The sequence below is a fragment of the Streptomyces xingningensis genome (assembly GCF_054957865.1).
The window spans coordinates 42,463-56,709 of record NZ_JBDJPF010000027.1 but is presented as its reverse complement, the minus strand read 5'-3'; the positions used below and the strand labels follow the sequence as shown (position 1 = coordinate 56,709).

The window sequence follows — 14,247 nt, the reverse complement described above, 5'->3', positions numbered from 1 at the left end:
CTCGGTACCTTAGAGAGGTGTTGGCGTGACCATGGGGAGAGTTGATGCGGATCATTCCGAGCGAGATCTCGAGCAGCACCAAGAGCCAGGCCGAGCGCAGCGTGTTCGCGGCGCTCAAGGCGATCCCCGATGACCAGAGCGTCGCGCTGCACACGGTTCATCTCCCCAAGCACCACAAGAAGCGTGTCGGCGAGATCGACTTCGTCGTCATCATGCCCGACATCCTGCTCTTCATCGAGGTCAAGGGTGGTCGGGTCAGTCAACGCGACGGGAAGTGGTACTACGGCCCGCCCGGCCGCGAGGACGGCCCGAAGGAGAGCCCTTTCGCGCAGGTCAACGGTGGCATGCACGAGTTCGAACGGGAGATCGGTGCCCTGGTCGGCAACTTGAGAGATCACGGCGTCCCTGGTGGATACCTCGTGATCACCACGGACGTCGACATCCCACGCATGACCGAGTACGAGCGCCAGCAGTACCTGGGCGCCACTGCGTACGACGGCGGACGCGGTCTTGCGCAGGGCATCGAACGAGCCACTCGTTTCTGGCTGTCGCAGAACGGATGGGCCCGCACCCCCGTTTCCGCCTCCCTGCGCAAGCAGATGCTCGAGGCCATCCGCCCCGATTTCGACCTCGTACCCAATCTGCAGTCTCGGCTGGCGCACCTGGATGTCACCTTCGAACGACTCACCAAGGAGCAGATGGACAGACTCGATGAGCTGGAGTCCCACCCACGCCTCATCTGGACCGGTGGCGCAGGAACAGGTAAGACGTTCCTCGCCGCCGAGGCGGCTCGCCGCAAGTCCGCCACCGGCAGAGTTCTGTTCACATGTGCGAGCACGACGCTGGCTGCCCATATGGCCCGGATTCTCACCGGCGACGCGATCACAGTCCTGCCGTTCGACCGCCTGGACGAGGTTCGAGACCGCACCTTCGACCAACTGATCGTCGACGAGGCCCAGGACCTGATGACCTTTGCGAGTCTCGACACCCTGGAGAAGCTGGTCTCGGGTGGTCTCGGCGAAGGTCGATGGATCTTCATGCTCGACCAGAACAATCAGGTACTGGCCCAGGAGGCCTACGATCCGGGCGCCTGGGAGTATCTGCATTCTCTGGGCTTCCCGTACGGGCCTTTGAAGCGCAACTGCCGCAACACTGTGCCGATCGTCAACCAGGTCCGCCTCTACACGGGCGCCAACCTGGGCATCGCCTCCGCAGGTGAGGGTGAGCCGGTCCGTTTCGTCGACGTGCACGACGCGCAGGAGGAGGCCAACGCTGTTGACGCCTACGTGAACCAACTCGTGCGGGAGGATGTCTCGCTGCGGGACATCACTCTGCTGTCCGCTACCGGGGACCGGGAAACGAGCTCGGCCCGTCTGTCGCAGCGAGCCCCGAAGATCGAGCGGTTCGTCGATGTAGTCGGGACCGACCGCACGAAGCACCGTCTCACCTGGTCGTCCGTCTCCGACTTCAAGGGCCACGAGAACCATGTCGTCTGTCTGATAGACCTCGAACCCGAGCACCTCTCGGGCCGTCTCGACGCGCTCTACGTCGCTTGGACCAGGGCCCGCGCACAACTGTGGGTGGCTTGTCGTCCCGGCACCCACCAGAAGCTGAAGGACCTGAGTATGGCCGTACTGACGCGGGAGGGTCTCCGGTGAACGACTCCCGATCACGGCTCTCCGGTCACCGCGTTGATTTCGTGAGGTACCTCCGTCAACAGTTGGTCGGCCCGGCTGGCGCCGAGGACGAGACGCTCGTCGACCCGCCTGACCGGCGCTACCTGATGGGCACGTTGTACCCGCGCGGAGCTTCCTTGCTGAAGCATTCGCAGGAGGACGGCGAACAGGATTTCACCGAGACAGCGGCTGGAAACGGCGAGGAGGACAGTTTTGCCGACGATCCGGTGGCCGAGGCGAACGCATGGCTTCCTTCATCGCTCGGCTTCTCCTTCTTCACCAACGCTCGTGAACTTGAGGTGACTTGTGAGGCATCCCGCTACCTGACATCCCGCGATGGCGGGCGTCGCAGCTGGCAAAGGCAACCGCGGCTCTCCACAACGAAGACCGTCACTGTGGAACCGGCGAATCCGATCACCGTTCTGGATGGTCACGGTCGTCTCCATGTCCGGTGGCGGCCTTTTGGCGCCGGACATCTCGTCACGTGCGTACTGGCGAACGCGCACGACGAGGAGGAGAGCACGCACAAGGACCGCGATCTGATGCTCTTCCAGGCCGAACTTCAGGCGACGACACTCGGAGGCACGATCCTCGAATATCCGAGCACTCGTCTCAACAGCCGCGACGAGGAGGAGCAGGAACTCCGCGTTCAGTACCGGCACATCGTGACCAGAGCCGTGGGACACGGATGTGCCGTCGAGTGGGACGACGAATCCGACCAGGTCACCACCGTGCGAGCACAGGTCATGCCTCAGCAGGTGGTCGAGCGCATCAAACCCGACGGGCCCAAGGATCTGCCCGTACTCAACCTTGCGTACCTTTCCCGCCCCGAACTCGACGTTGACGGCCTCAGGGCCGGACTGAATTCCTTCGTCCTGGGCTATCGCAAGTGGTTCGAAGCCCAGCAGTCCGAGGCGAAGTCCTTGCGACAATGGGCCGCGAAACCCGCCGCATGCATCCTCAGCCGCATCAAGACCGCACTCGACCGCATGACGTCGGGGGTGGAAGCCCTCATCGCATCAACCCCCTCGGGAGCCAAGGCACGTGAGGCCTTTCGCCTGGCCAATCGAGCCATGGCGCTCCAGATGCTCCACAGCCGCCCGGAACTGGCGGGCAGCCGCCGCCGCAGGAACAGCGAAACACTCGAACTGTCCGAGCCTGATGGTGACTACGCGTGGCATCCGTTCCAACTCGCGTACTTCCTGCTCGTGGTCGAGGGCCTGATGAACCCCGAGCACGAGGACCGTAAGACGGTCGACCTCATCTGGTTCCCCACAGGAGGAGGAAAGACGGAGGCATACCTCCTCACCGCCTCCTTCGAGATCCTTTGGCGCCGGCTGCAGTTCGGTGCGGCCGGGGGCGGCACGGCCGTCTTGAGCCGATACACGCTGAGTCTGCTCACCACACAGCAGTTCCAGCGCACGGCGACGGCCATCTGTGCCCTGGAGTACATCAGGAAGGGACACGACGGGCCGATACCCCACGATCTGGGACAGGAGCCCATCTCCATCGGACTCTGGGTGGGCCAGGAAACCACACCGAACAAGATCTCCATGGCGCAGGATGAGCTCGGCGTCCTGAAGCAGATGAACGAACCCGATGATCGCTTCCTGCTTGAGCGCTGCCCTTGGTGCGGCACCGAGATCGTCCCGAAACGACATGGGAAGGACCGGGACTTCGGCATCCGGGCGGACGGCGTCACCACCTCGTTCTTCTGTCCGCGCGACACCTGTGTCTTCCACGAGTGGCTTCCGGTGTCCGTCGTGGACGAACAGATCTACAAAGAACCCCCGACCTTCGTGCTCGGCACCGTGGACAAATTCGCACGGCTGGCGTGGGAGCCTGAGGCCGGGAACCTCTTCGGCAGAAACGGCAAGCGTGCGCCCTCGCTGGTGATTCAGGACGAGTTGCACCTGCTGGCCGGCCCATTGGGAACAACGGTCGGCCTGTACGAATCGGCCATCCTCGAGCTGTGCGCCTGGGGCGGCACCTCACCGAAGGTCATCGCATCGACGGCGACAATCCGACGCTCACAGGACCAGATCTGCAGCCTCTACGGTCGCCCCGCACAGCTCTTTCCCCCCGCGGGGATCAAAGCCGGTCACTCCTACTTCGCCTCTCCCGACAAGGACAAGCCTGGACGCCTGTACGTGGGCGTCATGGCACAGGGACACACCGCCTCGACCTCGACCGTTCACGTGGGTGCCGCCGCTTTGCAGGCCCCGAAGGAAATCAGTGATGACGACGCCCTCCGCGACGCGTACTGGACTGTGGTCGCATATCACAACAGCCTGCGGGAACTCGGGCGAACCGTCACGATCGCGAGAGACGACATCCCCGCGCGGCTCGAGCATCTGACGAAGGACGACAACCTGCGGCGCAAGCTGAACGACGACTCGGTGGTCGAACTCACCAGCAACATCCCACGCACAGCCCAACCACGACTCCTCGAACGCCTGGGCAAGAACTTCAAGGAACGCGACAGCGTCTCCTTCCTCGCCACGACCAACATGCTCTCCGTGGGTGTCGACGTCCCGCGGCTCGGCTTCATGCTCATGAACGGGCAGCCCAAGACGACATCGGAATACATCCAGGCCACCAGCCGCGTCGGCCGTCGGCATGTACCGGGGTTGATCGTCACGCTGTTCCGCTCGACCAAACCGCGCGACCGGTCCCATTACGAGTCGTTCGGTGTCTACCACCGCTCGCTCTATCGGCACGTCGAACCAACCAGCGTCACACCATGGTCCATGCCCTCTCGCAACCGAGCCCTGCACGCCGTGCTCACCATCCTGGTCCGACATGGAATCGGCCTGAACGCGGAGAACAAGGCCAGGGACATCCTCGATCACACGGCCGAAGTCGCCCGGATCCGTGACCTCGTGGTGGCTCACGTGCGGCGGGCCGATCCGGACGAGGTCGAAGCCGCGACCAAACAGTTGGACTCGCTGATCGCAGCCTGGCAACAGGAGGCCGCGACCGCACGTGCCGACGGCACCCCTCTCTACTACCAGCCTCAAGGACGGAAGTACTTTGCGCTCCTCACCGACTTCGGCAACCAAGGCGGCCTGTGGGAGACGCCCCAATCGATGCGCAACGTCGACCGTGAGTGCCTCGTCCACGTGAAAGGAACGTGAGAGCAGTGAAGGACATCCGCCGCAAAGTCCGCAGAGCACAGACCATCGTCCCCTTCGGCGTCGGCGGGATCATCGATCTCCGAGGCGAATCATTCGTAGCCGCCGATACCCGGGGTTGGGGGGCGAGTGCCGAGCCGGTGGAATCGCCAAGGCTTGCAGCAAAGTTGAGGGTTGCTGGGTTCCGCTCAGCTCCTGTCATCCCGTCCGGAAAGGCTGCATACGCGACCCGCATCGGACCCTCGTACGTACGATTCCCCAAATGGCTTTTCTGCCCTCAGTGCAGAGAAATGCGGCTATGGGACCCGGATCATGAGGTACGGGACAAGCAACCGACCTGCGCGCGTTGCCCGGGAAGGCCTCAACTGGCCCCGATGCGCTTCATCCGGGTATGCAGGGCAGGCCATATGGCGGACATCAACTGGCATCTATGGGCCCATTCCAAGAGCGAAGGACATGATCAGCGGCAATGCCAGGCCCGGCGGCTTCGGTTCGTCGCCAGCCCTGAATCCTCCGGGTTGGAAGCCCTGCGCGTCGTCTGTGCCGTCTGCCGAGCCGGACGCAGCCTGGCGGGCATCAGCCAGAAGAACATCCTCAAACAGACAGGCATGCGGTGTCCCGGAACCCACCCCTGGCAGCCCGAGACCGAAGAGGCGGATCCCTGCGAGGAAACTTCACATGCAGTACAGCGCGGCGCCTCCAACGTGTATTTCCCGATCACGCACTCGGCACTCGACATCCCCGCACCTGCGGGAATTTCCGAGGACGACGAAATGTCCCAGAAGGTCGTCGACCACCATTTGTGGCCATACTTCAACAGTGCGGACGGCGGCCCGAGTTCCGATGTCCTCAGATCCATGATCGCCGATCAGTGCAAGGCCTCTGAAGAGTTCGTGGAAAATCTGCGACGTCGCCATACAGACGAAGCTGCATCAATGCCGTCCACGGCCGACTCGGACGACGACCTCAGCATCGCCGAGTGGGCGGCCTTTTCCGACTCAGGCTCCGTGGCCAATTCAAAGACGTTCTCCGTGCGTCGGACCTATCTCGGGATCCGCCATGACGCCCCTGAGTCCATGCATCGGCTGGCTGCCCGCATTTCGGGTATCGTCATCGCGGACCGGGTGCGCGAGGTACGCGCGCTCGAAGGATTCACCCGATACGAGCCCGGCTCAGGCGACGACGAAGAGGATGAAGGCGGCCGTGTCGTTTCGGTCAACAAACAGGGTCGGACCGGATGGCTGCCCGCTATAGAGACATACGGCGAGGGAATCTTCATCGCGGTGGACGAGGAACGTCTGAGAGCGTGGGAGAAATTTCCGTCGGTACACGAATGGACACGACGCATCGAGCGTAATATGGACGCTTCTTTCAAGGCCGACCGCCTCAGCGGGAAAACGGGTTCGACGCTCCTCCCACGATTCGTGATGCTGCACACCTTGGCCCACCACTTCATCCGCCAACTCTCGTACGACTGTGGTTACAATGCAGCCTCACTACGGGAACGCGTTTATGCCCGAAGTCACTACCCGGACAGAGATCTTCCGCCCCAGGCCGGCGTGTTCATCTACACAGCTGCCGGGGATGCAGAAGGGACACTGGGTGGACTCGTTCGCCAGGGGCAACCACCAAACCTTGCGGAGACTTTGATCCGGCTGCTCGAATCGGCACTGTGGTGCTCACAGGACCCTCTGTGCGCCGACTCGACCGGTAGGTCTCTGGCAAACCTCAACCGTGCCGCCTGCCACGCGTGCACGCTCCTTCCCGAGACATGCTGCGAGATCGACAACTCCTTGTTGGACAGGACACTGTTGATCGGTGACGGCGAGGTCCCGGGATTCTTCAGGGGAGTAGTCCAGGCTGCGCTCGAGGAGTCGGCCGGTGCCGTCGATCTGCCATGAAGATCCCTTCCCTCCTCGACCTCGAGATCGAGCAGCAGGCTGTCATCGATCTTCCGTTCCACGGAAGTCACGTCATCACCGGAGAACCTGGCGCCGGAAAGACCGTGATGGCCGTCTACCGAGCCTGGGCACTGGCGACCATTGGTCGCCATGCCACCCTCTTCACGCGCTCCAATCTGATGCACCAGTACCTCGCACAAATGGCACCGCACCTGACGGAAGCTCTCAACGTCACCACCTACCATCGGTGGATCAGGGATTTCTGGCGCCGGAATTTTCGGACCGGTCCGCCGCAGGTCGACGAAGAAGGCTGGTGCTACGACTGGATCGAGATGCAGCGGGCGTGCATCCTCCAAAGGGTCGAGTCAACTGCACATCTGGTGATCGACGAGGGTCAGAACCTGCCAGTAGGCTTCTATCAGTTATGCCGAATCCTCGGCGTTGACGTCACCGTATGCGCAGACGAGAACCAGCGGATCGACAACGATCAGAGCACCGTGTCCGAGATATGTCGAGCCCTCGGCACGCGGTCCGACCCGATCGTGCTCCGCGAGAACCATCGAAGCAATCGGCAGATCTCGATGCTGGCGAACGAGTTTCGTATGGAGGCCAGGGGTGAGGCTCCCTTGCCGACACGCGTCGGCCATACGCCCACTGTCCTGAAAGTTCCCTCTCTGGAGTTTTTCCTCGCTGGAATTTCCCAATACTTCAACGCGCATCCAGAGCGGAGTATCGGAATCATCTGCAGGTCGACCCAGTTGCTGCGGAACATCCAGAGCGAACTCACGAACCTCAAGCTCGCAAAGTACACGCAGGCCTATGTGCACGACGATCGCTACCGAAACATTGTCGACTTCTCAACGCGGCCCATCCGGCTTGTGAGCACGGTCAGCATGAAGGGCTTGGAGTTCGACAGCGTCTTCGTGCCGGACCTGGACGCATACACAGAGGATCCGACCAGTGTTGAGGCACGTCTTCGCTTCTTCGTGCTGTGCACTCGTGCCCGCGAGGATCTGCACTTCGCTCACCGCGGCCCCCAAGAGCCCGCCATCTTGTCGAGTATCCCGAAATCCTTGCTGGCCCGACACACCGGTTGATCCTGCAGTGCAGTCGTTGGGCTCGGACCGCGGCGGCCATGGTGTGGTTGTCGCCCCGTCAGCGAGTCCTTGCGACATGGGTCGCGGCTTGGATGAGTTCCTGGTCAACGGGGTTTTTTGCAAGGTCATCCGGCTCTGCGCTCGTAAGCCTCGGACGGCATGAGGCGCTATGCGCATCGCTCCATGGTGTTCAATCGTTCAGGTCGCCAAGGGAACCTGCCCTGACTTTTCCAAGCAGCGCCTCCAACTTGACGCGACTCGTACCGAGGACAACACTCGGTGCATCACTTTCACGTATCGCAAGACCATCAGACTCAACTCCGGCTATCTCAAGGCACTCAGCGCCACTGCTCGAGAATGTAGATTTCTGCCATCTGTAACGTGTGGTCATGCTGATGAGTCTCACATTTCGCGCGCAACTTGACAGATGAAGTCTCTTGACTTGATGGGATCCAACGCCACGCCCTCAATGACGTCAATGAGATCTCGATATTGATCAAGTCGAGACTCGGCGTCCAGAAACCCGCCTCCGAAGGGCGTATCGATGTGGACGGTGTCCAACTTCGGGACTCTGCTGCCTGCATAGAACACGGACTGGGCATGGCCCGTGATCTCTTCGACCTCGAAGGGAATCACACACAGGGTGACTGACGGCCAGTCGGTCACTTCCAGCAAGCTCTCCAACTGGGCCTTCGCTACGTGCCGACCTCCATAGCGCATCCGTAGGGCAGCCTCATGGATGATTGCCTTGTAGGAAGTTGACTCGCCTCTTTCAAAGATCTGGCGTCGTCGAGTCCGAAAGTTCACTCGCGCTTCGACTTCATCCGGCGGAACGCTGTTGCCAAAGATGGCACGGGCATAGTCACAGGTCTGGAATACGCCTGGCACTACGAGCATCTGGACCGTACGAACGTACGCCGCATGGTACTCCAGCTCCGCAACGTCCAAGAATGCAGGAGACAATACGCCTCGATACTCATCCCACCAGTACTGCCCACGGTGTTCACGCGCAATCGCACACAACGCATCGATGAGTGCGGCGTCTTCGCACGAGTAGAAGGTCGCGAGTTTGCGAATGCGGTCCTCGCTGATTCCGCGCCGACCCGCCTCGATCATGCTGATCTTGGCTTGGTCCGTCCCGAGTAGTTCGCCCGCCGCACGCGCCGTTTTACCCGCCCCCTCGCGCAGCTTTCGCAACTCGGCTCCCAGTCGGGCCTGTCGAGCCGTGGGGATGTCCCTCGGTGGCATGTCACCTCCTCGTGTGACTCAGAGTCTGCCGCTCGTCCGTCCCACCGGTCCACTCGCTGCGTAAAGCTCTGCGGGAACCTTGCCCCGGGGGATGTATACCCCTATGGTCCTGCCATCACCGCGTCAGCACCGCCGGGAAGACCCGAAGTGCAGCCATCTGCCTGCCAGTTGCAGGCAGTGAGGAGATGGCCAGGCCACGGACGGCAGTGACGCCCAAGCCCAACATCGCCCCAGGAGCCGCCCCATGAGCGCCGCAACCCTCGGCATCAGCGAACTGCACGAGGCCACTCACCCCTACCAACTCCTCGCCCCCGCAGCCCCCGCCACCGTCCGGGTGGCCAGGGAGTTCGTCACGGCCGTACTCATCGCCACCGATCACCTCAACCTCATCGACGACGCCCGCGTCTGCGTCTCCGACGTGGTCGCCAATGTCGTGCAGCACGCGCGCGCCACCACCGTCGCCGTCCAGGTGACCGACCACGGGGATCATGTGCTCATCGCCGTACGCGACGACAACCCCGCGCGACGTCCACACCTCCGCTTCGCGAGTGACGACGCCGAAAGCGGACGTGGGCTCATGCTCCTCAGAACCCTGACCTCCGCATCCGGCCTGAACCTGGTCTGGGACGGACTGAATGTGATCGGCAAGAGCCTGTGGTTCGAACTGCGCAGCGGCGGTTGACCAAGTTGACCAAAGAGACCGTTCGTCGCGGGCAGTGTGCCCGGCCGACAAGGATGCCGGTCACCCCGCCCGCTCGGCCGCGCTCCGCTCCACGCAGAATTCGTTCCCCTCGAGGTCGGCCAGCGTTGCCCACCCTGTTCCATCAGCGCGGCGGTGGTCGGCCACCAGCGTCGCACCCAGGCCGAGCAGGCGTGCCACCTCATCGTCGCGGGTGCGGTCCTGGGGCTGGAGGTCCAAGTGCACGCGGTTCTTTGGGCCCTTGGGCTCGGGCACGGTGATGAACAGCAGGGCCGCGCCCGCAGATGTGACCGTCGCCTCCGGGTCGCCCGGGTTGTCGTCGGGGGCGAGGGAGCCGTCAAGGGCCCTGGCCCAGAAGGAGGCCAGGCGGTGGGCGTCGGTGCAGTCGATGGTGATGTGTCGTACGAGGGATGCCATGCGCTTCACCCTAGGGCTGGGGCCTTGAACGTCGGCCGACGTAAATCAGCCACCTCGGTGGCAGGAGTTCGGGTGGTCGGGTGTCGGGCAACGCAGCTCACTCGGCGTCGGATTGGTGGTCCGCCCATACGTAGCTCTCGGCGAGCAAGTCGGTTATGGGGACGGTCCGGAGGTTGTCCTCCGCGCCGACGATGACGTTGATGGCGGGGAAGTAGTCGAGAAGGACCTGGCGGCACCGGCCGCATGGGGGGACGACCCCGCGTTCGCGGTCTCCCACCGCGACGATCGTGTCCAGGTCGTAGGCGCCCTCGGTGGCTGCCGCACCGATGGTGACCAGTTCGGCGCAGGGGCCTCCGGTGAAGTGGTAGACGTTCACCCCGGTGATGATGCGGCCGTCCCGGGTGCGGGCCGCGGCGGCCATGGTGTGGTTGTCGCCCTGGCAGCGAGTCCGTGCGACATGGGTCGCGGCCTGGATGAGCTCGTGATCCATGTGGTGGGCTTGCGAGGTCATCTTTCTCCGCGTGCATTGGTGGCGGGTGGTGTCGCCGGCCGAGCCGGCCGGTCATGTCCCAACGGTAGCTTCACTGCTGGACGCAGTCGGCACACGGTCGGCGCGCAGTAGGCCGGGTGAACGCGAACACCGGCGCGAACACCGGCGCGGGCATCGCGCAGGGCACTGACCCCATGATGCGCCGCCCATGGCGGTGTGGCATGTCGGCGAGTGGACGCCGAGCGCTGGGCAGGGTATGCGGCCGCTGCCGCGGCTCCTGGGCCGAAAGACCAGCCGCCCGGCTGGGGCGAGCACCTCGGGTGAGCCGTGCCACCTTCCGGAGCCGGATGTCACATCCGTGACGGCCGTGGTGTCCACGCTGTGTGAGATCCCCCGAGGAGAGGAGCCTGTGATGAAGCCGATCCTGGTCACCGGTGGTACGGGCACGCTGGGCCGGGCCGTCGTCCGGCAGCTGCTCGACGACGGCCGCGGGGTGCGCGTGCTGAGTCGCCGGCCGCGTCCGGAGCACGCCCCGGCCGGGGTCGATTGGGTGACGGGCGATCTGCTGGACGGCACCGGCCTGGACCGGGCGCTGGCGGGGGAAGCCGTGGTCGTCCACTGCGCGAGCAACCCGCGTGCGCCGCGCGAGGACATCGACGGTACGGCCCGGCTCCTTGAGGCTGCCCGCCGTGCGGGCACCCCCCATTTGGTCAATGTCTCCATCGTGGGTGCCGACCGGGTGGCCAACCGCTACTACCGGGCCAAGGTCGGTGTCGAGGAGCTCATCGAGGAGTCGGGGCTGCCCTTCAGCAATTTGCGGGCCACCCAGTTCCATGAGTTCGTCCACGACCTGGCGCGCAAGCTCGGCAGGGGTCCGCTGGCGGTCGTCCCGGCGGGCATGCCGGTGCAGCCGGTCGCCGTCGGGGAGGTCGCCGCCCGGCTGGCCGGACTCGCCGTGGGCGAACCCGCGGGCCGGGTGGCCGACTTGGGCGGTCCGCAGGTCAGGCCGTTCGCCGAGCTGGTGCGTGCGTGTCTGGAGACGGACGGCCACCGCCGTCCCATGCTGCGGCTGAGGCTGCCGGGCAAGGCGGGGCGAGCCATGCGTGAGGGGGGCCTGTTGACGACGGAACCCGGTGCCGGACGGGGCACGTTCGCGGAGTATCTGGCCGCCCTGCCCGGGTGAGGGGTGTCGTATGGGCCGGGCCGAGGGCGGCGGGGCGGGAGGGTCATGGGTGCCCCGAGGTCAGCTGCGGGCCCGGGTCCGGCTCCCGGCGGGTGTGGGGAGGGCACGTAGGCGCCGGATGTGGCGCTCCTGCAACTCGCCGGTGCGGCCGAGGAATTCGGTGATCAACTCGATCTGCTCGACGCTGTAGCGGGTCAAAAGGTCCTGGTTGCCCTCGTCGATGAGCGGGCCGATCAGCTCATACGCGCGCCGGGCGGCCTCCGGGGTGGCGCGCACGATCGTTTTGCGCCGGTCGGTGGGGTGGGGGGAGCGAGTGAGGCAACCGGCCTTCTCCAGCCGGTCGAGCATCGTGGTGGTGCTGCCGGTGGTCAGCCCGAGTCTGGCGGCCAGCAGGCTCGGAGCCGCCTCCTCGACCTCGTTCAGAAGGATCTCCAAGCAGCGCAGATCGGTTTCGTTGACCCCCATCAGCCGTGCCACTTCCCGGTCGAAGTCGTCCACGGCTGCCTGGTAGCTGCTGATCGCCCTGCCGAGTTTCCTGATGACCGGCGGAGAATCGCTTGACATTCGAGTTACTCCCCTTCCAAACTAGTTTCAGTCGCTCGGCAATCAAGATACCTCGGTGTCGAGCAGCTTGGAAGACGAGCGTGATAGCCGCGCGCGTACCCACTCACCCGCATCCAGCACGAGGCAGGTACCACCATGTCCGAGACATACATCCCGCTGACCAGCGACGAGCAGACCGCCCTGAAGAAGGCCGCCTACGGTGCCGTGACCCTGGTGTCCCTCGCCTACCCGGGCGCCTGGTCCTCGGCGAAGGAGAACATCGTCGGCGCCAAGGTGCTCACCGGAGCGACCGGCATCGTCGGCCGGATCCTGGCGGGCAAGGACAAGTTCGACATCGGCGGGAAGACCACCGCCGACATCGCCGATGAGGTCCTGGCCGCGCTGAGGAGCACCGTGACCGCCCTGGCCGCCAAGGCCCCAGCCGAAACCGACGAGTTCCGGCGGGTGGTGACCACCGCGGTGCAGCAGGCCGCCGCCTCCACCCGCGGGGGCGTCAACCTCGCCCAGGCCGACATGATCGGCAAGATCACCAACGCTCTCGGCGTCGCGTGACACCCCGTTCCGGCAAACGCCTCCCGCATCCTGCGTAAGGAGTTGGACCTCCCATGAGCACCACTCGCACCGCCCTGGTGATCGGAAGCGGCATTGCCGGCCCGGTCACCGCCATGGCCCTGCAGCGCGCGGGCATCGACGCCACGATCTACGAAGCCCACGAGCACAGCGCGGGCCTTTCCCACGGTGTCTACCTGACGGTCGCCGTCAACGGCATCGCCGCGCTGCGCGCCATCGGCGCCGAACACACGGTGACGGCCCACGGCTTCGCCACCGGGAAGATCGAGTTCGCCTCGGGAACCGGCAAGCACCTGGCCACGGTCCCCAACGGCAAGGCGCTGCCGGACGGCACCGTCACCCGCACCCTGCTGCGCTCCGACCTGTACAACGCAGTCACGGACGAGGCCGCCCGCCGCGGGATCCGCACCCTGCACGGCAAGCGTCTCGTCGATGCCACCCCCGCACCGTCGGGCGGGGTGCTCGCCGTCTTCTCCGACGGCACCACCGTCGCAGCCGACCTGCTGATCGGTGCCGACGGCATCCACTCGGTCGTCCGCAAGCTCATCGACGCAGCCGCCCCCGGCCCGCGCTACACCGGGCTGGGCAACACCGGCGGCTTCGCGCGGGTCGACGGAGTCCAGGGAAAGCCCGGCGCTTACCACATGGTCTTCGGCAAGAAGTGCTTCTTCGGCTACACGATCGCCCCCGATGGGCAGGTGTGGTGGTTTGGCAACCCGCCCCGCAAGGAGGAGATCTCCCGTGAGGAACTGAAGGCCACCACACCGGATCAATGGCGGGCAAAGCTGCTCGGTCTGTACAAGGGCGACAACTCACCGGCCGCCAAGATCGTGGCCGCCAGCGAGCCGTTCAAGGTCTTCAACCAGTACGACCTGCCCACCGTGCCGGTATGGCATCGCGGCCCGATGGTCATCGTCGGGGACGCCGCCCATGCAGTGGCGCCTTCCTCCGGCCAGGGTGCGTCCATGGCCTGCGAGGACGCCGTCACCCTGGCCAAGTGCCTGCGCGATCTGCCCACCACACCCCGGGCGTTCGCGGCCTATGAGCTGCTGCGACGCGAGCGGGTCCAGAAGGTGGTCGCCTACGGCAATCGCGGCTCCGACTCCAAACAGGTCGGCCCCGTCGGCCGCGCCATCCGTGACGCCATCCTGCCGGTGGTGATGAAACGCATGGCCCGCCCCGGCGCCATGAGTTCGGTGGACTGGCTGTTCAACCACCACATCGACTGGGACACCCCCGTCACCGCAGCGTAAACCGCGTGTGTACG

General features: G+C 64.6%; 13 protein-coding genes. 8 read left to right on the top strand and 5 right to left on the bottom strand.

Annotated features, from left to right (window positions below; translation table 11 throughout):
* The first annotated feature begins 44 nt into the window (after window positions 1–44).
* From ABCR83_RS16325 to ABCR83_RS16310, 4 genes are read left to right on the top strand one after another with little or no spacing between them, the layout of a single operon-like run.
* Window positions 45–1,658 (top strand): nuclease-related domain-containing DEAD/DEAH box helicase, encoded by a 1,614-nt coding sequence (locus tag ABCR83_RS16325; RefSeq protein ID WP_462695737.1) that lies wholly within the window; start codon window positions 45–47, stop codon window positions 1,656–1,658.
* Entirely contained in the window at window positions 1,655–4,813 is a 3,159-nt protein-coding gene (locus ABCR83_RS16320) for a helicase-related protein (RefSeq protein ID WP_462695736.1), read from the top strand. Before ABCR83_RS16325 ends, ABCR83_RS16320 begins: the two co-directional genes overlap by 4 nt.
* Window positions 4,786–6,711, top strand: coding sequence for a DrmB family protein (gene drmB / locus ABCR83_RS16315; RefSeq protein ID WP_462695735.1), 1,926 nt, complete (start codon window positions 4,786–4,788; stop codon window positions 6,709–6,711). The genes ABCR83_RS16320 and drmB overlap by 28 nt, the downstream gene beginning before the upstream one ends.
* Window positions 6,708–7,808, top strand: a complete 1,101-nt coding sequence (locus ABCR83_RS16310; RefSeq protein ID WP_462695734.1) for a DEAD/DEAH box helicase — start codon at window positions 6,708–6,710, stop codon at window positions 7,806–7,808. Before drmB ends, ABCR83_RS16310 begins: the two co-directional genes overlap by 4 nt.
* A 190-nt stretch (window positions 7,809–7,998) precedes the next feature.
* Here the strand turns inward: ABCR83_RS16310 and ABCR83_RS16305 are convergent, their stop codons facing one another.
* Window positions 7,999–8,199 (bottom strand): DUF397 domain-containing protein, encoded by a 201-nt coding sequence (locus tag ABCR83_RS16305; RefSeq protein ID WP_462695733.1) that lies wholly within the window; start codon window positions 8,197–8,199, stop codon window positions 7,999–8,001.
* 11 nt (window positions 8,200–8,210) lie between these two features.
* Window positions 8,211–9,056, bottom strand: coding sequence for a helix-turn-helix domain-containing protein (locus tag ABCR83_RS16300; RefSeq protein ID WP_462695732.1), 846 nt, complete (start codon window positions 9,054–9,056; stop codon window positions 8,211–8,213).
* A gap of 244 nt (window positions 9,057–9,300) precedes the next feature.
* On the opposite strand from ABCR83_RS16300, the gene ABCR83_RS16295 reads away from it, so the two are divergent.
* A complete protein-coding gene (locus tag ABCR83_RS16295; RefSeq protein ID WP_462695731.1) occupies window positions 9,301–9,738 on the top strand; it encodes an ATP-binding protein in 438 nt (145 codons plus the stop codon).
* Between the two features lie 60 nt (window positions 9,739–9,798).
* On the opposite strand, the gene ABCR83_RS16290 is transcribed toward ABCR83_RS16295, so the two are convergent.
* Complete coding sequence (locus tag ABCR83_RS16290; RefSeq protein ID WP_462695730.1) at window positions 9,799–10,173, bottom strand: VOC family protein; 375 nt, start codon at window positions 10,171–10,173, stop codon at window positions 9,799–9,801.
* 97 nt (window positions 10,174–10,270) lie between these two features.
* Window positions 10,271–10,684: a cytidine/deoxycytidylate deaminase family protein gene (locus ABCR83_RS16285; RefSeq protein WP_462695729.1), complete on the bottom strand. Its 414-nt coding sequence runs from the start codon at window positions 10,682–10,684 to the stop codon at window positions 10,271–10,273.
* A gap of 391 nt (window positions 10,685–11,075) precedes the next feature.
* Here ABCR83_RS16285 and ABCR83_RS16280 point away from each other — a divergent pair, with 391 nt between their 5' ends.
* Window positions 11,076–11,846 (top strand): SDR family oxidoreductase, encoded by a 771-nt coding sequence (locus tag ABCR83_RS16280; RefSeq protein ID WP_462695728.1) that lies wholly within the window; start codon window positions 11,076–11,078, stop codon window positions 11,844–11,846.
* A 60-nt stretch (window positions 11,847–11,906) separates the two neighbouring features.
* On the opposite strand, the gene ABCR83_RS16275 is transcribed toward ABCR83_RS16280, so the two are convergent.
* Window positions 11,907–12,410: a MarR family winged helix-turn-helix transcriptional regulator gene (locus tag ABCR83_RS16275; protein WP_462695727.1), complete on the bottom strand. Its 504-nt coding sequence runs from the start codon at window positions 12,408–12,410 to the stop codon at window positions 11,907–11,909.
* A gap of 135 nt (window positions 12,411–12,545) precedes the next feature.
* Here ABCR83_RS16275 and ABCR83_RS16270 point away from each other — a divergent pair, with 135 nt between their 5' ends.
* Together ABCR83_RS16270 and ABCR83_RS16265 are read left to right on the top strand one after the other, a co-directional pair.
* Complete coding sequence (locus tag ABCR83_RS16270) at window positions 12,546–12,962, top strand: hypothetical protein (protein ID WP_462695726.1); 417 nt, start codon at window positions 12,546–12,548, stop codon at window positions 12,960–12,962.
* A 53-nt stretch (window positions 12,963–13,015) separates the two neighbouring features.
* On the top strand, window positions 13,016–14,233 hold the full coding sequence (locus ABCR83_RS16265; protein ID WP_462695725.1) for an FAD-dependent oxidoreductase: 1,218 nt from the start codon (window positions 13,016–13,018) through the stop codon (window positions 14,231–14,233).
* The last annotated feature ends 14 nt before the right edge of the window (window positions 14,234–14,247 follow it).

Bases quoted from the DNA above. Each gene is read 5' to 3' on its own strand.
- ABCR83_RS16325 (WP_462695737.1), top strand. From the start codon at position 45: ATGCGGATCATTCCGAGCGAGATCTCGAGCAGCACCAAGAGCCAGGCC.
- ABCR83_RS16310 (WP_462695734.1), top strand. From the start codon at position 6,708: ATGAAGATCCCTTCCCTCCTCGACCTCGAGATCGAGCAGCAGGCTGTC.
- ABCR83_RS16305 (WP_462695733.1), bottom strand. From the start codon at position 8,199: ATGACCACACGTTACAGATGGCAGAAATCTACATTCTCGAGCAGTGGC.
- ABCR83_RS16300 (WP_462695732.1), bottom strand. From the start codon at position 9,056: ATGCCACCGAGGGACATCCCCACGGCTCGACAGGCCCGACTGGGAGCC.
- ABCR83_RS16295 (WP_462695731.1), top strand. From the start codon at position 9,301: ATGAGCGCCGCAACCCTCGGCATCAGCGAACTGCACGAGGCCACTCAC.
- ABCR83_RS16290 (WP_462695730.1), bottom strand. From the start codon at position 10,173: ATGGCATCCCTCGTACGACACATCACCATCGACTGCACCGACGCCCAC.
- ABCR83_RS16285 (WP_462695729.1), bottom strand. From the start codon at position 10,684: ATGACCTCGCAAGCCCACCACATGGATCACGAGCTCATCCAGGCCGCG.
- ABCR83_RS16280 (WP_462695728.1), top strand. From the start codon at position 11,076: ATGAAGCCGATCCTGGTCACCGGTGGTACGGGCACGCTGGGCCGGGCC.
- ABCR83_RS16275 (WP_462695727.1), bottom strand. From the start codon at position 12,410: ATGTCAAGCGATTCTCCGCCGGTCATCAGGAAACTCGGCAGGGCGATC.
- ABCR83_RS16270 (WP_462695726.1), top strand. From the start codon at position 12,546: ATGTCCGAGACATACATCCCGCTGACCAGCGACGAGCAGACCGCCCTG.
- ABCR83_RS16265 (WP_462695725.1), top strand. From the start codon at position 13,016: ATGAGCACCACTCGCACCGCCCTGGTGATCGGAAGCGGCATTGCCGGC.